General features: G+C 68.2%; 20 protein-coding genes and 2 pseudogenes. 10 read left to right on the forward strand and 12 right to left on the reverse strand.

Going from position 1 to position 19,047, the window contains the following annotated elements; translation table 11 throughout:
* Positions 1–90: 90 nt before the first annotated feature.
* Positions 91–417, forward strand: a pseudogene (locus tag H4W31_RS19255) (VOC family protein); the annotation flags it as partial.
* 422 nt (positions 418–839) lie between these two features.
* Complete coding sequence (locus H4W31_RS19260) at positions 840–1,499, forward strand: hypothetical protein (RefSeq protein ID WP_192767928.1); 660 nt, start codon at positions 840–842, stop codon at positions 1,497–1,499.
* Between the two features lie 263 nt (positions 1,500–1,762).
* On the opposite strand, the gene H4W31_RS19265 is transcribed toward H4W31_RS19260, so the two are convergent.
* Positions 1,763–2,161 (reverse strand): winged helix-turn-helix transcriptional regulator, encoded by a 399-nt coding sequence (locus H4W31_RS19265; protein ID WP_192767929.1) that lies wholly within the window; start codon positions 2,159–2,161, stop codon positions 1,763–1,765.
* A 154-nt stretch (positions 2,162–2,315) separates the two neighbouring features.
* Between H4W31_RS19265 and H4W31_RS19270 the strand changes: the two genes are divergently transcribed.
* Together H4W31_RS19270 and H4W31_RS19275 are read left to right on the forward strand one after the other, a co-directional pair.
* Positions 2,316–3,170, forward strand: coding sequence for an NADP-dependent oxidoreductase (locus H4W31_RS19270; protein ID WP_318783273.1), 855 nt, complete (start codon positions 2,316–2,318; stop codon positions 3,168–3,170).
* A gap of 211 nt (positions 3,171–3,381) precedes the next feature.
* Complete coding sequence (locus tag H4W31_RS19275) at positions 3,382–3,759, forward strand: DUF4267 domain-containing protein (RefSeq protein ID WP_192767931.1); 378 nt, start codon at positions 3,382–3,384, stop codon at positions 3,757–3,759.
* Positions 3,760–3,912: 153 nt separating this feature from the next.
* Here H4W31_RS19275 and H4W31_RS19280 read toward each other — a convergent pair whose 3' ends face one another.
* Positions 3,913–4,284, reverse strand: coding sequence for a tetratricopeptide repeat protein (locus tag H4W31_RS19280; protein ID WP_192767932.1), 372 nt, complete (start codon positions 4,282–4,284; stop codon positions 3,913–3,915).
* Positions 4,285–4,311: 27 nt separating this feature from the next.
* On the opposite strand from H4W31_RS19280, the gene H4W31_RS19285 reads away from it, so the two are divergent.
* Positions 4,312–4,572, forward strand: a complete 261-nt coding sequence (locus tag H4W31_RS19285; RefSeq protein ID WP_192767933.1) for a hypothetical protein — start codon at positions 4,312–4,314, stop codon at positions 4,570–4,572.
* Positions 4,573–4,828: 256 nt separating this feature from the next.
* Complete coding sequence (locus tag H4W31_RS19290; protein WP_192767934.1) at positions 4,829–5,236, forward strand: hypothetical protein; 408 nt, start codon at positions 4,829–4,831, stop codon at positions 5,234–5,236.
* 184 nt (positions 5,237–5,420) lie between these two features.
* On the opposite strand, the gene H4W31_RS19295 is transcribed toward H4W31_RS19290, so the two are convergent.
* From H4W31_RS19295 to H4W31_RS19305, 3 genes and pseudogenes are all read right to left on the reverse strand, one after another.
* Positions 5,421–6,191: a S1 family peptidase gene (locus H4W31_RS19295; RefSeq protein ID WP_192767935.1), complete on the reverse strand. Its 771-nt coding sequence runs from the start codon at positions 6,189–6,191 to the stop codon at positions 5,421–5,423.
* A gap of 519 nt (positions 6,192–6,710) precedes the next feature.
* Positions 6,711–6,866, reverse strand: a pseudogene (locus tag H4W31_RS19300) (YdeI/OmpD-associated family protein); the annotation flags it as partial.
* A 152-nt stretch (positions 6,867–7,018) separates the two neighbouring features.
* Entirely contained in the window at positions 7,019–7,966 is a 948-nt protein-coding gene (locus H4W31_RS19305; protein WP_192767936.1) for a helix-turn-helix domain-containing protein, read from the reverse strand.
* 119 nt (positions 7,967–8,085) lie between these two features.
* On the opposite strand from H4W31_RS19305, the gene H4W31_RS19310 reads away from it, so the two are divergent.
* The gene (locus H4W31_RS19310; RefSeq protein WP_318783274.1) at positions 8,086–9,111 is read left to right on the forward strand and encodes a saccharopine dehydrogenase family protein; all 1,026 of its coding nucleotides are present in this window, start codon (positions 8,086–8,088) and stop codon (positions 9,109–9,111) included.
* A 577-nt stretch (positions 9,112–9,688) separates the two neighbouring features.
* Here the strand turns inward: H4W31_RS19310 and H4W31_RS19315 are convergent.
* From H4W31_RS19315 to H4W31_RS19330, 4 genes are read right to left on the reverse strand one after another with little or no spacing between them, the layout of a single operon-like run.
* The gene (locus H4W31_RS19315) at positions 9,689–10,318 is read right to left on the reverse strand and encodes a response regulator transcription factor (protein WP_192767938.1); all 630 of its coding nucleotides are present in this window, start codon (positions 10,316–10,318) and stop codon (positions 9,689–9,691) included.
* Entirely contained in the window at positions 10,315–11,487 is a 1,173-nt protein-coding gene (locus H4W31_RS19320) for a sensor histidine kinase (protein WP_192767939.1), read from the reverse strand. The genes H4W31_RS19315 and H4W31_RS19320 overlap by 4 nt, the downstream gene beginning before the upstream one ends.
* Before the next feature lie 20 nt (positions 11,488–11,507).
* Positions 11,508–12,254, reverse strand: coding sequence for an ABC transporter permease (locus H4W31_RS19325; protein ID WP_192767940.1), 747 nt, complete (start codon positions 12,252–12,254; stop codon positions 11,508–11,510).
* Positions 12,251–12,934, reverse strand: a complete 684-nt coding sequence (locus tag H4W31_RS19330) for an ABC transporter ATP-binding protein (protein WP_225945593.1) — start codon at positions 12,932–12,934, stop codon at positions 12,251–12,253. The genes H4W31_RS19325 and H4W31_RS19330 overlap by 4 nt, the downstream gene beginning before the upstream one ends.
* Before the next feature lie 314 nt (positions 12,935–13,248).
* On the opposite strand from H4W31_RS19330, the gene H4W31_RS19335 reads away from it, so the two are divergent.
* On the forward strand, positions 13,249–13,797 hold the full coding sequence (locus H4W31_RS19335) for an aspartyl/asparaginyl beta-hydroxylase domain-containing protein (RefSeq protein ID WP_192767942.1): 549 nt from the start codon (positions 13,249–13,251) through the stop codon (positions 13,795–13,797).
* Positions 13,798–13,950: 153 nt separating this feature from the next.
* Here the strand turns inward: H4W31_RS19335 and H4W31_RS19340 are convergent, their stop codons facing one another.
* The gene (locus H4W31_RS19340) at positions 13,951–14,553 is read right to left on the reverse strand and encodes a hypothetical protein (protein WP_192767943.1); all 603 of its coding nucleotides are present in this window, start codon (positions 14,551–14,553) and stop codon (positions 13,951–13,953) included.
* A 612-nt stretch (positions 14,554–15,165) separates the two neighbouring features.
* Here H4W31_RS19340 and H4W31_RS19345 point away from each other — a divergent pair.
* Positions 15,166–15,489 (forward strand): GNAT family N-acetyltransferase, encoded by a 324-nt coding sequence (locus H4W31_RS19345; RefSeq protein WP_192767944.1) that lies wholly within the window; start codon positions 15,166–15,168, stop codon positions 15,487–15,489.
* Positions 15,490–15,755: 266 nt separating this feature from the next.
* On the opposite strand, the gene H4W31_RS19350 is transcribed toward H4W31_RS19345, so the two are convergent.
* Positions 15,756–16,394 (reverse strand): hypothetical protein, encoded by a 639-nt coding sequence (locus tag H4W31_RS19350; protein ID WP_192767945.1) that lies wholly within the window; start codon positions 16,392–16,394, stop codon positions 15,756–15,758.
* A gap of 328 nt (positions 16,395–16,722) precedes the next feature.
* On the opposite strand from H4W31_RS19350, the gene H4W31_RS19355 reads away from it, so the two are divergent.
* Positions 16,723–17,925, forward strand: coding sequence for an IS110 family RNA-guided transposase (locus H4W31_RS19355; protein ID WP_318783272.1), 1,203 nt, complete (start codon positions 16,723–16,725; stop codon positions 17,923–17,925).
* Here H4W31_RS19355 and H4W31_RS19360 read toward each other — a convergent pair.
* Positions 17,897–18,841 carry a serine/threonine-protein kinase gene (locus tag H4W31_RS19360; protein WP_192767946.1) on the reverse strand — a complete coding sequence of 315 codons (945 nt, stop codon included), beginning with the start codon at positions 18,839–18,841 and terminating at the stop codon, positions 17,897–17,899. The two genes, H4W31_RS19355 and H4W31_RS19360, sit on opposite strands and share 29 nt — an antisense overlap.
* Positions 18,842–19,047 lie beyond the last annotated feature (206 nt).

Below are 19,047 nucleotides of genomic sequence, written 5' to 3' on the forward strand. Positions count from 1 at the left end.
CGGGTCGGCGATCCGCCCCCAGGGCCGCGCTCTCTGTCGCCGTCAAGGCGCGGCAGCATCGGAGGCGACTGCTCGCGTGCGCTGCCCGACATGCAGATCGACTTGGTAGCTCTGATCGTTGACGAGTACGACCCTGCCATTGCGTTCTTCACCGGCGTACTCGGGTTTGACCTTGTCGAGGACTCCCCGTCGCTCACCAACGACGGACGACTAAGCGCCGGGTGGTCGTACGTCCCGCCGGGTGCTCAGACCGGTCTTCTTCTCGCCAGGGCAGATGGTGATCGCCAGAGCGCTGCCGTCGGTGATCAGGCAGCCGGTCGAGTCGGGTTCTTCCTTCCCGTCGATGACTTCGACGTCGCGTACCGAAGGATGACGGATGCCGGCGCAGTTTTCCTTCGCCAGCCGCGAACCGAGTCCTAGGGCCGAGTGGCGGCCTTCCTAGACATCGCCGGCAACCGCTAGGACCTCCTTGGAGACACCTTCGGTGAAGAAGACGCGGTGAATGACCGGGCGCACTAATCTGCTGCCGACCGCGCGCGCCACTCGCAGCCGAAGCAGCACGCTTCGTGACCGAGTTCCGACCTCCATGCACCGGGGGCCTCTTCGCGCACGGACGCTAGCGTCCGTACTGCGTCAAGGTCCGCTTGCGAGGCGGGTTCGGCCGCGGCCCGCTCCATCGCTGTGCCGGTCGACGGCATACGGGAAGGCATGCCGCGCTGGCTATTGGCCTGTAGAGGCGGGTACCGGCGAGTCGTAGACCAGGGCCGAAGTGTGAAGATCTCTTGCAGGTAATTTGTGCTGGGTTCCGCCCAGACGGTCAACCGATCAAGCTTAACCGGGTGATCGTCATCCTCGTTCTTGGTGCGCTGTCTGCTGTGGTGTGGTGGCTCGTTGCTCGTACCCGGCGGGTTGGCTGGACTGTCGGCCTGGCGCTGGTCGGCTGGGCTGCCGTCGCGGCCGTCGTCGTTACCGCTTTTCCACGGGCGCGGGCAGATGTAATCGTGGGCTACCTTCCCGTGGCCGTGGCGATCATTGGTGTAGGTCGAGCTGTCGAAAACCGGCGGCTTGGCCGAGCCGAACGAGACCGAGGCTCGTGGCTCTACCGGCTCGCGATTGTGCTGACTTCGTTTGTTGCCTGCGTCTGTGCACCGTTCTCCTTCTACGCCTTCAACGGCGAGCCGTACCTTCCCTCAGCCGATGAACTGTTGCCGGTGCCAGCAGGCCTTACCGCCACAGTCGAGGAGCCAGCAGGTCCTCCGTGTGGGTCAGGTGCATGCGGTCGTTTCATCACCGTGACTGGCAGGCCGGGGCAGTCGACGGGCGATGTTTATGAACAGATCCGACAACATCTGATTAGTCGTGGATGGGATCTCGGGCATGGCGGTCAGTCCTGCCGGCCAACTGGCTGGCTACTTGATCAACATTCGATGTGCGTCAGCCTTTCCATCCGCGAGGGCGGAGTACGCGTGTCCTTCGAGGGATGGCGGGCATGGCCCTAGCGGCTCGCCCTAACCCGGAACCCGAACGCACTGTACGAGCCGGCGCCGACGCAGCCCTTACTCGCGTCCTAGAACGCCCAACACCGCCCAACATCGACGAGCCGGCGTAAGGCGCAAACCTGCATCCTGATCTGCCGCCGACCGTGTGTGCCACCAGCCACAGCCGTCACACTCCGTGGGCGACTTCCGGGCCGGCCGACGTCCGCAATTAGCCGATCCGAGTGTGCCGATGAGCGGACACGTTGCGCCGTCTCTGAGGAGGTTTAGGGGCGTGCGTCGAATTGGGCGCGGGCTTCGAAGACTTGGTCCATGTGCATCTCCGCCCAGTTCTTGATCGCGACCATGACCGGAAACAGTTCATGGCCGAGGGAAGTGAGTTCGTAGTCGACGCGGACCGGTACCGAGGCGGTGACCGTGCGGGTGACCAGGCCGTCGCGCTCCAGCGTGCGCAGGGTCTGAGTGAGCATCTTCTGGCTGACGCCGGCGATGCGGCCGGCGAGTTCGCTGTGCCGCTGCGGGCCGTTGGCGAGGGCTGGGATCACCAGTGCGACCCACTTGTCAGTAAGCCTGCTCAACAACTCGCGGGTCGGGCACCGTTCCAGGAACGCGTCGTAGTCGCGTTTGGCCTGTTCGCGGCGTTGTGCCGCAGTCGTCGTCGCCATCCTGCCCTCCACCGGTGCCCTAGGCACTCCACGGTACCTACTTTCTGACAGTGCCCGCTGACTCCTACGGTCTTGGTGATCACGAGAGCCCACCGAGGAGACAGCGATGCGCGCAGTCAGCTATGCACAGTTCGGCGGGCCGGAGGTCCTGCACGTGGCCGACGTGCCGGTGCCCGAGCCGGGGCCGGGGCAGGTACGGGTGAGGGTCGCCGCCTCCGTCGTCCACCCAGTCGACCTGATGATCCGCTCCGGTCGGTTCCCGGCCCCGCTGCCGATCAGTCTGCCGTACACCCCCGGCTGGGATGTGGCCGGTACCGTCGACGCGGTCGACCCGGCAGTCGAGCATTTCACGATTGGCGACGAGGTCATCGGCTTCTCGCCATGGCTGCAAACCACGGTCGGTGCCCATGCGGAGTACGTGGTGCTTGACGCAGCCTGGCTGACCCCCGCACCCGCCGGCGTCCCTGCCACCGAGGCGGCGACCCTGCCGACCAATGGCCTCGCGGCCGCCCAGGCCCTCGACCTGCTCGCGGTCCCGGCGGGTTCGACCGTGCTCGTCACCGGCGCCGCTGGGCAGGTCGGCGGGTTCGTCCTGGCGCTGGCCCGCGCGACCGGCCTGCGCGCCACGGGACTCGCCGGAACCGACGACCGTGCGTTCGTGGAGTCACTGGGCGCGGCATTCTTGTCGCGCTCCGACGACCCGACGGGGACGTTCGATGCGGTCATCGACCTGGCGGTGATCGGCCCCTCGCTGCTGGGACTCATCCGCGACGGTGGCGGCTACGTGGCCGCGTCGCCTCCGCTTCGCCCGGAACCAGTGCGGGAAATCCGGACCTTCGCGCTGGAGGTGCGACCGGACGGATCGCGGCTGAATGAACTGGTCAAACTCGTTACCAGCGGCGACATCCCGCTCCGGGTTGCCGACGTGTACCCCTTCGCCGACGCCGCGGCCGCGCACGACCGGCTGGCCAAAGGCGGCGTTCGCGGCGGCGTGGTGATCGTTCCATGACCCCAGCCGAACCTCCGCCGTCACGATCAACTGATGCGCCCCACCGCGAGTACGCCGCTCGCGCCACGCCTGCTGCACGGCGGCGCGGCGCGGCGCGGGTGGCTGTACTCGACGCGTTCAGCCAGCCGTCGTGTGGTGACCACAAGCTACTGCCGCTACGAAATCTAGCGTCGCTAGGACTCTGCCAGTCTGACCAAGAGGGAAGCCGCCCATGCTCACCATCATCGCCAAGGTGCTCGTCGGACTGATCGGCGCAGGCATCATCTTCATCGGCGTGAACGCCTTCCGGGCGCCGCAGGCCGCAGCCGGCTTCGGCATCCCCGGCACGCCGACCGAGGACCGCACCTTCCAGGCCTGGCTGGCTGTCAAGGCTGTGCGCGACATCGCCTCGGGGCTCTTCATCTTCATCCTGCTTGCTGGGGCCACACCGCACCTGCTGGGCTGGTTCATGCTGGCCGCCGCCGGCATGCCCGCCGGCGACGCACTGATCGTGTTGCGCAGCAACGGGCCCAAGGCGGTCGCCTACGGCGTCCACGGGGCCACCGCCGCGGTAATGGTGGCGATCAGCGTGCTCCTGCTCGTCGCGTGACCACGCGTCACGCCGCTTCGGCCGAAGATCGCATCCACTGAAGGGAACAGCCTCTTTTCATGCTCAGCTTCGAGATCAATCTGATCGGTACGGTCCGCAATGACTGGACGGATGTCCAACACACGGACAACTGGGGTGCCGTCCGCAGCAGGATCACCCGAGTTCCTTCATGGTGGCGACCGCCTGCGGGTGCCCGAGGCGTGCGGCTTGCGCAATGTGGATGTTCGCCTCGTCGAACCGCTCGACCCTGCCGAGGACAAACGCGAGGACCCTGTGCCCGTCTGGCCATTCCGGATCCAGCCGAAGTCCCTCCTGCAACGGATCGATCGCCTCGGCCGGGCGGCCGGCCCTCACCAGTGACGTTCCGCAGAGCAGCCGGGCCGACATCCAGAGCGACCCGCGCACACCTTCGTTGACCTTGGCGAACTCCTCGGCGGCCTCCGACCAGCGTTCTTGCTCGAAGAGGTCAAAACCCCGGTCGTACGCCTCTTGGCCGCGATCATGCCCGGACCCCCACGATTCCAAGGGCAAGCCGTCGGGTACTGGGCGATCATGAACCGATTCGTGAATCCGGGCCGGAATGGCTGGCTGGCGTTGCTCGGCGGCTTGGTGCTGGGTGTGGTGTGCGCCTCGGCGTTCTTCAGGGTCGCGACGTTCGGTGACTCGTGGATGGTGCTGGCAGTTGTTGCGTTGCCTTGCCTCTTCGCTGCGATTCCTTACCGCCCGAACCGACCCTCGGCGCTGGCGCCTTGGCGTTACTTCGTACTGGCACTGGGCTTGACATTTTGTGCGTCTTCGCTGATCGGAAGTTAGGGCTCGTTCGCCATCTCGGTGTCAGCGCGATTCGTCACCGCTGACTCGGTCGCGACCCGGATCGGGCGCGAGTGGTGATGGTGCGGGTTGCTCGTGTGCGTCAGTTGCTCGGGTCAACTGCCGATGCGCGCCGGCGGCGGGTCTGCTCCACACCCCGCAGCTGCCGGTCGAGCCGGTCCCGGCGCGCGGTCCGGGCCCGCTGCACCGCCCGGACCTGCTCCGGGCCGGCCTAGTCGGCGAGCACGGCGCGGCCCAGGTGCGCTGGACACCCGATCGGGTCCACGCCGCGCTCGAACATGCCGCCACCCACCCCGATCTGGGCGGGCCACTCACCCTGCGCCGCACCGCCCCGCACACCTACACCGTCGGCCCTCGACTCGACCTGCTCACCGATGAGCAACGCACCGCCGTGCTCAACCCCGACCAACACACCCAACCGCTCACCGTTGAACAGGCCAACGTGCTGCTCGCCGCAATCGCCCTGCTCGGCGTCCGTCGCCTCGAACACGACCGCTTCGAACACGAGGCGCCCGCGGTCACCAGACCGCGTGAGACGGGACAGGACGCTCGCAAAATGCGCCGGACAGCTCGCAAGATCACTCGCAAACTGGCCTGGACACTCGCAGGGTTCGGTGGACCGGACAACACTGTCGCGTCCGCCTGAAGGTTGCGGATGATCAAGGCGGTGACCAGCCGCTCGCAAGGTAGGTCCGGACGCCGGCGAGTCCAGTCGTCCGGACCTACTTTGCGGTTTCCGACGAGGGTCACCCCGCAGACACCGTTGTGTGCGGTGGTGGCAAAGCTGTTCGTCCGATCTGCAGACCTCGGCCACCGCTGTCGGGTGTCGGTCAGGTGGAGCTTGAGAGCAGTTGGTTGACGGCTCGCTGGATGTCCTGGCTGAAGTAGGCGACGTCGGTGTAGGTGGGGGTCGGCTCCTCGCCGGCGTCCCAGTCACAGTCTGAGCCGCTGCTCACGATGCCGACCTGCTCCCAGACACCACTCGGAAGACGGTGCACTGCCGGCCCGCCGGAGTCTCCGCCGCAGTGGCTCTTCTGGTCCACAGACTTTGCGCAGATCGACGACCTCGGGTACTCGGGGTGCTCGATCCACCAGGGGTCGTCGAAACACTGCTCGTCCGGCAAGAACGGCAGCTCCACCTTGCCAAGGAAGCGTTCCTGAGGGGCCTCCCACTTTTGTTTGCCCCAACCGGCCACGGTCAGTGTCTGCAGCTGCCTGGGCTCGGTCGCGAGTCGCACGGTGGGCAGGTCGAGCGTCCGCTCTAACTTGATCACTGCCCAGTCTGGTCCCTCCCACCATTCGATTCCGCCGATGATGGCGGTGGACTTGGTGATCGTCCGCTGCGGGTCCTCAAGGTCGACTGCACCGGAGACGACGGTGAAGCTGTCCCCGGGTTGTCCATCGACGCAATGCTGGGCGGTGAGGACCAGTTGGGGGTGGATGAGAGTCCCGCCGCAACCCACCGGCAGGAGCCGGACCGTCCACGGGAACTCACCGGGTGCAGCCCGCTCACCTCCGCTGATAGCGGCGGCGGGAGCGGCCATGGCCAGCGTGGCGGCCAGCGCCAACCCGGCAGTCAGAAATCGCTTGAAGCGCATCATGCTCCTTGGGTGGGTTACAGGTCTCCACTAAGACGGCGCCGATGGGGCCTTTGGTTCAGGTCGGACCGATTTCCGGCCATCTCGGCGGTTCTAGGTCTCTGACGCGCGAAGCACCGCCTGCGATCGGCCGCGCAGCGCTGACCCGCGCAGCGCGCGGCGAACACCTCCCGCTGCACCCGTTCCAGTTCGGCCCACGTGGCTCCGGCGACGCTGCCCGCGGCATCCGCCCGGGCCACCGCGACCACCAGTTCCCCGCGTACCCGTTCGACATCCGCGCCCGAGTCCGGGCCAGCGGTAACACCACCCCGGGCACTGCCTGAGGGTGAGCGCATCCGATGAAACCCGCCGCCCTTGACTGGCAGGAGCGCGTATTCGAACTGTGCGGACTCCTGTGACGGGGAGGATCAGCGGTTACGCGGCGTTACTGTTCATGGCAGGCAGTCGCGGAGCTGGTGGTGTCGCGGGACCGGTCGCGGCGCGATCGACCCTTCGGGGCGTTGGACCGATGGCGGTTCGGGTTCACTTCTGTGGGCGTTCCTTGTGTCCGGCTTCGAGGAGTTGGAGCATCTCGGCGATGCGTTGTGGGCGTTGTTCGGGGCGGCGTTTGGTGGCGTCGATCCATCGGAGGTAGGCCCGCCGGTAGAACTGGGCCAGGGAGTCGAAGAACGCTGCGGCCTTCGGGTGGTGCCGGCGTTGATGGCTTGTCTGGTCGCGGTCGTCTGGTGGATGCCGAGGGCGTCGGCGATGACGGGGGCGGGGACCTGGGCGACGAGCTGGCGGAGGGCGCTGCTGGACGGCCGAGAGCCGTCAAGGCGAGGACCGCAGCCTCACGCCCGGAACGTGCGGCGGTAGGCGTCCGGCGGTACGCCGATCGTGCGGTGGAAGTGGCGGCGCAGTGTCGTCGCCGTGCCCATGCCCGCGGCCGAGGCGATGGTGTCGACGCTGTCGTCCGTGGTCTCCAGCAGCTCCTGCGCGCGGCGGATCCGCTGCGTCAGCAGCCACTGCAGCGGGGTGGTGCCGGTTACCGAGTGGAAGTGGCGGGCCAGGTGGCGCGAGCTCATGTTCGCCTGGCGGGCCAGGTCCTCCACGGTGAGCGGCTGGTCCAGCCGCCGCATCAGCCAGGGGAGCAGCTCGGCCAGGGGATGGCCGTCCTGGGTGGGCACCGGTGTGGTGACGAACTGGGCCTGGCCACCGGCCCGGTGGGGCGGCACGACCAGGCGGCGGGCGACCACGTTGGCGATCGCCGAGCCGTGGTCGCGGCGGACTAGATGCAGGCACAGGTCCATCGCTGCGGCCTTGCCCGCAGACGTGAGCACGCTGCCGTTGTCGACGTAGAGCACGTCCGGGTCGACCTTCACCCGGGGATAGCGCGCGGCCAGTTCATCGGTGTGGGCCCAGTGCGTGGTCGCGTGTAGCCCGTCCAGCAGGCCGGCGGCGGCGAGCACGAACACGCCCGTGCACAGGGAGACCACCCGCGCGCCCGACTCGTGGGCCGCGCGCACCGCCTCGACCAGGTCGGCCGGCGGGTCCTCGTCGACGTCCGCCAAGGCGGGGACGATCACGGTGTCGGCGTGCGCCAGCCGGTCGAGCCCGCAGTCCGGCTCCAGCAGGAACCGGCCGACCCGGACGGCGTGCGTGCCGCACACCTTGACGTCGTACCAAGGGCCTGGCAGGGCGGCCGGGGCGGAACCGAAGACCTCGTAGGCCAGGGCCAGCTCGAAGTGCAGCATCCCGTCGGTAGCGGCGACCGCGACGGAACGCGGGAAAGAACTCATGTCGGGAATTGTACGGGTCATGTCGTTCCGGACACTGGCACCGATGGGCAAACGGGGACATGATTTCCGCAGTGGATCACTTCGAGCACGCGGGAGCAGACGTGGGATCAGGTCGGAACGTGGCAGTGTTCGGGGCCTACGGGCATACCGGGCGGTTCGTGGTCGCGGAGTTGCGCGAGCGCGGATACGTCCCGCTGCTCCTCGGTCGCGACGAGGACAAGCTGCTGGCGCTGGCGCAGGTCCAACCGGGGCTCGAGGCGCGGCAGGCGTCGGTCGACGATCCAGCCTCGCTCGACCGCGCGCTGAACGGCGCGGCCGCCGTGATCAACTGCGCCGGGCCTTTCGCCACGACCGCAGCCCCGCTGGTCGAGGCGGCGCTGCGCGCCGGTATCCCGTATGTCGACGTGGCGGCCGAGATCGAGGCGAACCTTGACACGTTCGCGCACTTCGAGGAGCGCGCCCGCGCCGCGGGCACCGTGGTGGTCCCTGCGATGGCCTTCTACGGCGGCCTCGGCGACCTGTTGGTCACCACCGCGATGGGCGACTGGACGGCGGCGGACGAGGCGCACATCGCCTACGGCCTGAGCAGTTGGCACCCCACCGCCGGGACGCGTGTCGCGGGCGTGGTCTCGGGGCAGCGACGGGGTGGCCGCCGTGTCCGCTACACCGGCGGACGGCTGGAGTACCACGACGACACTCTGCCGACCCTGGAGTGGCCCTTCCCGGCTCCGCTCGGCCCCCAGAGCGTCATCGGAGAGTTCACCATGGCCGACGTCGTCACCATTCCCAGCCACCTGGCCATCCCGGAGGTGCGCACCTACATGACCGCCAAGGCGGCCGCGGACCTGTCCGCTCCTGACGCCTCGGCACCGACCGCCGTCGACGAGCGCGGCCGCTCCGCGCAGACCTTCGTCGTCGACGTCCTCGTCCGCTCCGGCGGAGCGGAACGCCGCGTGGTCGCCGCCGGTCAGGACATCTACGCCATCAGCGCGCCGCTCGCGGTGGAGGCCGTCGACCGCATCCTCACCGGCCGGACCAGGACCACCGGCGTCGCCTCCGCGGGCGCGGTCTTCGACGCCCCGGACTTCCTCCGCGCCCTGTCCTCGCACCTCTCGCTGCACGTCCCGCTCGACACACGCGGCTGACCGGCGACCCGTGCCGGGATCCAGACCGTGGTCAGTGCGGCCACTTTGCCAACTCGGCCGCGAACGGACAGCGCCCACGACGCACCCGAAAGGTAAGTCCGAACGCCGCAAGATCATCCGAAAGGTAAGTCCGGACTCCGCAAGGTTCGCGTGGACAGGACACCAACGATCGCGCAATCGCATCTGATCGAACAGGCGGCGGTTGCAGCAAGATATGCCGATTGGCGGCCAATTGCGCTCGACCGGGCGCGGTCGAGCGAGGCGAGCGGGCCGGCGTGTTGTCCGGCCCAACGGTGAAGCCCCGTGCCTGCTTGCCGTTCCTGGGTGTTCCGTGGTGGTGCAGCGGCCCGCGTTGGCGGCCGTCAGCCGTGGGGGGTGCCATCGTCAGCAGACACGGCCGCTTCGTCTGACTACGTTCGGTCACCCGCACGGTGGAGGGATGTGCGCGGGTCGCGGCAGAAGAGTGCGTTTCACCGGGCATGGTGCGCTGCGGGTAACGCGATGACCGGCGCGGCCATCAAACCCGGGATGGTGATTCGAGCGTGGTTGCTGGAGGTGGCCGTTGGCTACGGACTGGTTAGGTGCTGAGGTCGAGCAGGCCGCGTTGCAGGGCGGTGGTGACCGCCGCGGTGCGGTCGTCCACCCCGAGTTTGGTGAACGTGCGTACCAGGTGGGTCTTCACCGTGGTCTCGCTGATGTTCAGGCGGCGGCCGATCTGGCGGTTGGTGAGCCCGTCGGCGACGAGGGTGAGCACCTGCTGTTCGCGGGCGGTCAGTGGTTCGGTGGGCGGCGCCGCGGAGTGCGCCATCAGCCGGGCGGCCACGGTCGGGGCCAGCGCCGCCTCACCTATGGCGGCCGCCCGCACACCCCGTACAAGATCATTTCGCGGTGTGTCCTTGAGCAGGTAACCGACCGCGCCGGCGGCGAGCGCGCGCTTGATGTCGCGGTCGGTGTCGAACGTGGTGAGCACCAGCACCCGGGTGCCGGGCAGCTCGTCGCGCACGGCGAGGGTGGCGGCGACACCGTCGAGGCCGGGCATGCGCAGGTCCATCAGCACCACGTCCGGGCGCAGCCGCCGTGCCGCGGTGACCGCGTCCCGGCCGTTGCCCGCCTCGCCGACCACCTCGATCCCCGGCTCGTCGGCGAGCATCCCGCGCAGTCCGTCGCGCACGACCGGGTGGTCGTCGACCAGCAGCACGGTGATCATCGCTGGACCTGCATGATCACGGTGGTGCCGGAGCCGGGTGCGCTGTCGATCGACACGGTGCCGCCGGTCGCGGCCAGCCGGTCCCGCATGGTGGCCAGGCCGTAGCCGCCGGCCGAGCGCGCGGTGTCGAAGCCGAGCCCGTCGTCGGCGACCCGCACGGTCACCCGGCCGGCGCCTGCGCCGATCGTCAACCGCACGGCGCTGGCCCGCGCGTGCCGCGCCACGTTGGCCAGCGCCTCCTGCACCGCGCGCAGCAGGGCGTGCTCGGCGTCGGCGTCGAGCACCTCAGGCTCGCCGAGCACGCGCAGCTCGACGGGCAGCCCGGTGTCGATGGACCAGCGGCGCACCGCCAGCCTCGTGGCCGCGACCAGCCCACCGCCCAGCGCATCCGGACGGATCGCGTGCACCGCCGCGCGGATCTCGCCGAGCCCGTCGCGTGCCGCGGCGACCGACCTGGCCAGGTGTGCCTGGGCGCGCTCGCCGTCGGTGGCGAGCGCGCGCTGCGTCGCCTCGAGCTGGGTGACCACCCCGACCATGAGCTGGGCGACCGTGTCGTGCATCTCGCCGGCCAGCCGCTGCCGTTCGGCCAGCACACCCTCCCGGCGCGCGGCCTCGTCCAGCTCCACCCGTGCCGCCGCCAGCGCCTGCAACGCCTCCCGCCTGCGTAGACCCTGCCTGGCGACCAGGTGCACGAAACCGCCGATCGCGACCGACAGGATGACTGCGCCGGCCAGCTCGAACACGCCGCTCGGTCCGTCGAGGTCGTACCCGCGGTACCCCAGCCCGATGACTCCGGCGACCGCTGCCCCCGCGACCATGCCCCACCGGCCGAGCAGCACGAACGCCTGCGGGATCAGGCCGTAGATGCTCAGCACGAACGCCTCGCCGAAGCCGTACAGCGTCAGTACGCCAGCGCAACTGCCGGTCAAGGCCAGCAGACCACGCCACACCGACACGTCGATCCCGGGCCTGTACACCGGCAGGACCAGGCCCGCGTGCCAGACCATGATCGCCACGACCAACCCCCACATGGCCGGCCACCGGTCTGTGGCCGGGTCGGCAACCGTCATCAGCACCGCGGGGAACAGCAGCAGCACGTAGAACAGGCCGTGCCAGGCCAGGTCCGCCTGGTCCAGCACGTCCCGTTCGACCGACGATTCATTGCTCACCGCATCAGCCTGGCAGCACGTCAGGACCAGCGGAACAGTCGTGTGGCCAGCCCGGCGGCCAGCACCGCCGTAGCCGCGCCGATGCCGAGCGCGGGCAGGTCGAACCGGCCGTCCCACCATGCCGTGCGGACGCCCTGGACCAGGTAGCTGAACGGCACCCAATCGCCGATGGCCCGCACCGCCGCCGGCAACCCTTCGCGGGGAATCACCGCGCCGGCGACGAAGATCGCCGGAAAGTACAGCGCGGCACCGACGGCCTGGGCAGTACGAGTGGTCGGCGCGACCCCGGCGATCACGAAGCCGACGCCGAGCACCGCCGCCAGCGCGACCAGGAGAGCCAACACCAACGCGACCAGACCGACCCCAGAGGGCAACCGGGCACCGTAGGCCACGATCGCGATGCCCGCCAGCAGGACCAACCCGACCACGGTGACCAGCGCCTGCGTGCCCGCGTGCGCGCCCAACACCTGCCAGGAGCGCATCGGACTGGCCTGCAGCCTGCGTAGCACGCCGCGCTCCCGGTATCCGGCGAGCGTCTCGGGCATCGCCATCAGACCGGCGGTGAGCATCACCATCAGGATCAGACCGGGCGCCATGCCATCCGCGGTGGTCAGCCCACTGGCCTGCAGCTCGGGCCACGGATCGGCCGCCGAGTTGAACACCAACAGCAGCGCCGGCAGAACCAACGTGAAGAACACAGCGGCCGGCTCACGCAGGAATATGGCGAGCTCGATTCGGGTGGCCACGGTGAGCAGTCGCACAGTCATCCCCTCCCAGTGAGCTGGAAGTAAGCCGACTCGAGGTCGGCATGGCCGGCGGCGAGGTCGGCCGGGGTACCCAAGGCGACCAGCCGGCCGGCGGCCAGCACCGCCACCCGGTCGCACAGCGCGGCTACCTCGGCGAGGTCGTGCGAGACCAGCACGACCGTGCTGCCGCGCTCACCCAGCCGGCGGACCAGCCCCCAGGTCTCCCGGCGCGCCTCCGGATCCAGACCAGTGGTGATCTCGTCGAGGAACACCAGCTCCGGCTCGTTGATCAAGGCCAGCGCGATGAACAGGCGCTGCCGCTGACCGCCGGACAGCGAGCCGAACCGGGCTCGCTCGCGGCCCGCCAGCCCCCACTCCTCCAGCAACAGCCGCCAGGGCTCCCGGCGCCGGTACGCCGCCGCGAACAGCGTCATTGCCTCGGCCACCCGCATCCCGTCCGGCAGCGCGGCCTGCTGCAACTGAACGCCGATCCTGGACCGCACCGCCGGCGACGCCGGCTCCCCACCCAGCACGGTGAGCACGCCAGCATCAGCTCTCCGCAACCCGATAAGGCACTCCACCGTCGTGGTCTTGCCGGCCCCGTTGGGCCCAACGATGCCGAACACCTCACCGCCCGACACCTCGAATCCCACTCCGTCCACCACGGTCACCCCGCCATAACGCTTAGTCAGCCCAGCCATTTCGATCACCATGTGACCGATCATGGGGCCAGGACAGGCCCAGCAAAGTCATCCAGTGGGACGGCGTGATTGTCCTCCTTATGGAGGACGGCTCACTCAGCCAGGCTGGCGACGTCCGCTCTTCGGCATGATCGTGTCCCACACGCCTTCCGGGATCGTCACCCTGCGTACCTTAATAGGCAACCTAGCGACGCGCGTGCTCTGCGGCATGAGCGTGCGTCTACCGGTGGAGGTACGAACAAAGTGCCGACCATGACCGGGCTCCACGAAGCGGCGCCCACACAACGCGCGAGGTTGGTGCATCATGGTTTCTCATGTTCGTGGACCAGCGGCAGTTTCCCTTCCTGGCCGACCTTCGGGCACGGTGGGAAGCCATCCGGGATGAATGCCTTACTCTTCCGCTTGAGACCTACCAGCCGTGGGTCCAACGCGAGATGTACGGACAGGGCTGGAGTGTCTACGGACTTGTCGCCTTCGGGGAACGGATCGAGGAAGCGCTCGAAGCCTGCCCGAACACCGCCTCCGCGTTGACCAAGATTCCTCACCTGACGACCGCTGGGTTTTCTCGGATGGCTCTGGGCACCCACATCAAGCCACATCAGGGATGGGTCACCACCGTTTACCGCGCGCATCTCGGACTTGTCGTGCCGGAGGACTGCGCGCTGCGAGTGGGCGACGAGACTCGACAGTGGCGCGAAGGCGAGACCGTCGTCTTCGACGACACCGTCACGCACGAAGCGTGGAACTACGGCACCAGCAACCGCGTCGTGCTCCTGTTCGACTTCGCCCGTCCCGGCTGCGAGGACATGCCGCAGGATGAACTGCCGGCCTCGGTCGCAGGCTTCGTACGGCACGGAGGATGAGCGAGACCACACCAGAGCACCTCCACGGCCCTGTCTCATCCTCTGTCCCGTCCCGAGAACCCGGCCGACCGCCGGGCGTGCGCAGCGGCACCCCGGGGCATCACGCTCCGTGCAGCGCGGTTCGCGGCAGATGCGGATGTGCCCTGCCAGCGACTATTCCGAGGTCGGCGCGGTGCGTCGCCTGCGAGTCCATTCCTCGAAATCGGCAGGGCTGCGCACGCCGTCGTCAAGCACCGCAGCGTAGATATCCCACCTGGACACGCCTTTTCCGTACTCTGGTCGCCCAGCCCAGGCATCCTTGACCAGCAAAATCGCGGCACGAGTCTCGTCGGTCAGCCTCGTAGGGAGGTCCCTCAAGTGGGCAAGATCGGGTTGGCGGTCGGGCTCATCTACGAACCAGATGTCAATCTTCCATCGTTGGCCGGCGCGGTTGCGGCACCGCAAACCCAGGTACAGACCGTCGGGATACCGGGGATCGGAGTTCCAGTCGCCCGTATCGTTCCTGAAGCACACCTCACGCATCTGTCCATGGAGAGCCAGTAAAGCACCCGTTTGGGCCACGTCTCCCGTGTCCAGGGTTGGGCAGACTACCGTCGGGTCCAGGTCACGCCACACCATCAAGCCCAGCGCGGCGCTACCGACTCCCGTGACGCGGCCATGCCGAGCCAGGACGTCATCGAGTGCGAGGTCCGCCCGCAGATCGGCTGCCTCGGACTGGAGCTCATGCTGCCGACGGACGAGGTCATCGATTTTCACGAACGGATTGTTCCAGCCCTCGGCAGCGAAATGATGCTCGGTCTCGCGACCGCAGCGACACACTTCCGCTCATCGGCTATGTCCGGACGCTCACCGGCACGCCGATGATCACGCTCTGCGGCGCCCTGATCGCGGCAGAAGAGTACGTCACATCCCGGTGGCCCTGGGCGGGTTGCAGTGCTCCGATGTGGGGGGAGGTGACCTTCTAGGGTGCCTCTGTGAGTCTGCGTGGAGGAATCGAGCTGGCCAACGCCAACACAGTCGCCTTCGCGGTCGCCATGGCCGGGGCGAATGGTCAGCACGTCGCCCGTTCTCTGGACCTGCTCGTCGTCCTGACCGGAAACGAAAAGGTCCGGGTCATCGTCCTGTCACCCAGTCCAGGCGTCGATGCGCAGGCCACGATCCGCAGGCTGGTTCAGGAGTACGGCAAGGGCAGAACTGTGGTGGAGGACCCGTTCTGCTGTCTCGATCTTGCGTGGTCCGGACTGGAGGCCAGGTGCATGACGATCATGGTCCGATCCCCGGGCACCGAGCGACATCGGACCGTCGAAGATTGGGCTGGACGTCGTCCAGGCGGACACGTCGGACCTGCTCGCCGTCGTCGGTCAGACAATGGTGGACGGCTTCCCCCTGCCCGGTAGGGCGCCGGAGCAGATAGCGCCACCCAGCGCCCTCGGAACGATCTCGTTCTTCCTGGCTCGATCCGACAATGCTGCCGCTGGCGCCTGCGCGACCCTCGTCCGCGCGGACACGATCGGGCTCTACCTACTCGCTGTACTGCCCGAACACCGTTCGAAGGGGATCGGCCGCGCGCTGGTGCGCGCGGCTGTCGTGAGCGCGGACCTGCCGATGGTGCTGACGGCGACCGCCGCCGGACTACCGCTCTACAGTTCGATGGGCTTCCGTCCGCTCGGCCCGACCCACTGGTGGCGCTGACAATCCGAGACGAGACCAGGCACCTGCCGACCGAGCGACGAGGCCACGCCCCCTGCAGATGGCGACTGACCGGAGCGACGACACGAGAAGAGCCAGTAGGCAGCACTGGCACCACCAGCGTCTGAATCAGCCGAAGCGGTGCGGTCGCCACCGCACCTACGCCGACGAGGGCATCGGTGGTGACCACCGGGTGACAGTTCCCCTCTGGATCGCGGGTACGGACGGCAGCAGATCCGGATGCAAGGAAGAGCCGGGTTCGCGCTGCTTCAGCTCAGCACATCGACGGTTTGCGGTGCGCAGGCGCTTGCGATTAGGTGCAAGGCCCACAGGGAGTCGTGGGCTTTGTGCCAGTTAGGCCAGTCGATGTCGGGCCAACCGGCTACTTGCCGAAGATGCTGGAACCGAGTCTGGAGTGAGCGCACCTGTTCAAGTTCGGTGCGACTGAGGCATCCTCTACGTTCTACGCAGGTCGACGACAGCCGAAGCACCTCCGCATCGGTCGTATGGGCTCTACCTGGCCGGCCGCGCTCTGCTTGCCGCAGCAGGAAGCCGAGTGCGAACAACGCGGCCTTCCTCGAATCGCCGTACCAGCACGCTGCGGAGTTCAGGTTGAGATCATGGGCCTGTGGGTTGCGCCTCCCCAGGCGCTTGGCTGCCTTCCGCTGCTTCGCATAGGTACCTAGTTCGGACAGCCAAAGGTCGCGGCTGGATGACAGCGCGTCGATCGCTCGAAGGAGCGCGGCCTCCTCGCGACGGAAATGTCCAGCGACTTGTTCGAGGTAGCCGAAAGTAGCGTGATAGCCGATCGGCTGATACCGCTCGACGCATCCGGCGAGGGCGTTGATCCGTTGTCCGTACGACCGCGAGGGGTCACGAACTTTACGAGCGTAGGTCCCGAAGCTCACGCTGTGAGGCTAACGGCGCGGTCCAGGCAAATTCCGATGACGGCCGCGCGTAGCGCCGGTCAGGCGAAGTCTTGGTGCGACGGTCCGCGACCGGAAGCGACGCCCTGGTGGTGCACTCACCTCGGCTGCTTGTTTCATTGCGGTAGGACCGTAGCCCGGCCAGGCTTTGGTCCAGGTGCACGGGCTGTCGCTCTCACATCGGCTGCCCACGCTGGTCGTGTGGCTCTCATTTGGCCTGCGCAGTCCCGGGCGCCGCCAGGGCGGGGAGAGGCTCGAGAGGGGTTTGCGTAGCTCGAAGCAGCGTTGCCCTCCCGGCTCGACAACTCAGGTGGATCGAGCATCGGAGGACGCGTTGAAGGTCACGTCGGATCGTGTGGTCATCGGTATGGACCCGCACAAGCGCTCTGCCACGATCGAGGTCATGGCCGGCGACGAGACCATCGTCGGCGGCGGCCGGTTCGACACCGGTCGGGACGGCTACGCGGCGATGAGACAGTACACCGGCCAGTGGCCGGTCCGGGTGTGGGCGATTGAGGGTTGCCAGGGCATCGGCCGGCACATCGCCAACCGGTTGTTGGCCGACGGTGAGCAGGTCGTCGACGTCCCGCCGAAGCTGTCCGCCAGGGCGCGGGTGTTCGCGACCGGCCAGGGTCGCAAGACCGACGCCACCGACGCCCACTCCATCGCGCTGGTCGGCACCCGGATGGCCGGATTGCGTCCGGTCGTCAACGATGAGCAGCTCGCCTTGCTTCGGATTCTGGTCGACCGTCGTCGGTCGCTTGGTGAGGACCACACCCGGATGGTGTCCCAGCTGCACCAACTGTTGCTGGAGCTCATACCGGGCGGCGCGAAGAAGAGCCTGTCCGCCGCCCAGGCCAAGGCACTGCTGGCCACGGTCCGGCCCCGTGACGTCGTCGGCAAGACCCGGCGCCGGGTCGCCGCGGAACTGATCGGTGACCTCGAACGCGTCTACCGCCGCACGAAGGAAGCCGACAAGGAACTGAAAGAGCTCGTGGCTTCCACCGGGACCACGCTGATGGACCTGCACGGCATCGGACCCTCCGGCGCCGCCCGACTGCTGGTCGAGGTCGGCGAGGTCACCCGGTTCCCGAACCGGGCCCACTTCGCCTCCTGGAACGGCACCGCCCCCATCGACGCCTCCTCCGGCGAACAAGTCCGCCACCGGCTCTCCCGCGCCGGGAACCGGCAGATCAACCGAGTCCTGCACATCATGGCCACCGTCCAACTACGCAACCCCACCGAGGGCCGCGCCTACTTCGACCGGAAGAAGACCGCCGGGAAGACGTCGATGGAAGCGATGCGGGCGCTGAAACGACGCCTGTCCGACATCGTCTACCGGCAGATGATCGACGACGCCACGGCCGGCCAGGTGACGGGCCCGGGAGGACAACGAGGAACGACTACTGACTCCAGCGTGACCAGCTCACATCCCCATGCCGGCTCTTCGGAGAAGTCACTTCCCGGACCCGCCGCCACCCAGCTTAGAACCCCGCTCCCGACGATGGCTTGACACAGAGGGGAGCCATGTCAGTGCCCCTCGAGTCGGATTCCCCTCGGATCGTGGGATGGCGTGGGGGAGCAGATTGGGAGCACGGCTGTGCTCCAAACGGCACCATCGCGTACGGCAGGATGGCCAGCACCCGGCGGCGAGGTTCCGGCCGGCCGGGTTGGCCGAGCCCTGCGGGATGGGGCTGAAGCCCGTCCAGCCGCGGCGGCTGGGTCAGGATGCGGGCGGCGGTCGCGGACGGCGAGTCCCCTCGGAACGGGGTCCTCCCGGTGCCGGCGAAACCGATCACGCAGCCCCAGGCGAATACGTCGGCCGCGGCGGTCACCGGCGTTTCCGGCCCGTCGGAGAACCGCTCCGGCGCCATGTAGGCGACCGTGCCGACCATGACGTCGGTACGGGTGTGCTGGCTGGTGGCCTCGAACGGCCGCGCGATGCCAAAGTCGATCACCTTGGGGCTGCCCGGCGGCAGCAGTATGTTGTCCGGCTTCAGATCGCGGTGGATGATTCCCGCGCCGTGGATGCCGGCCAGTGCGGTGGCGACCCCCACCGCCAGCGAGTGCAGCGCGCCACCTCGTAGGGGGCCACGCTCGGCGACCACCTCGTCCAGGCTCGGGCCGTCGATGTATTCGACGACCAGGTACGGCGGATCGTGGTCGAGGTCGGCGTCGAGGAACTCCGCGGTGCAGAACGACGGCACCTGCCGGGCCCGTTCGACCTCGCTGCGGAACCGGCCGCTGAACTCGGGGTCGGTCGTGAGGGTCGGATGGATGAGCTTGATCGCGACGTAGCCGCCGTCGTCGCTGTCCGCGAGATACACCACGCCCATGCCACCCGATCCGAGCCGGCCGATGAGCAGGTAATCGCCCAGCCGTTCGGGATCGTTGTTGCGTAACGGAGTCACGCGGTACGCGGTGTCCATCAGTTGTCCCTCCTGGACGAGACCGTGTGGAGCACGACGTCGGCGCCCTTACCACCCGCTGCGGCGCACTGGCCAACCAGCCGTCAGAGATCCGCCAGACCAGGATTCGGCCGTCGGGCCAGATTTCGATCCGCAGCGGTACCGCTGGCGGGTCCTCCGGGGTCAGTCACACCTGCGCCCTGGGGACTATCCGCAGATGGGTCTTG

This window comes from Plantactinospora soyae (assembly GCF_014874095.1).
Classification (GTDB): domain Bacteria; phylum Actinomycetota; class Actinomycetes; order Mycobacteriales; family Micromonosporaceae; genus Plantactinospora; species Plantactinospora soyae.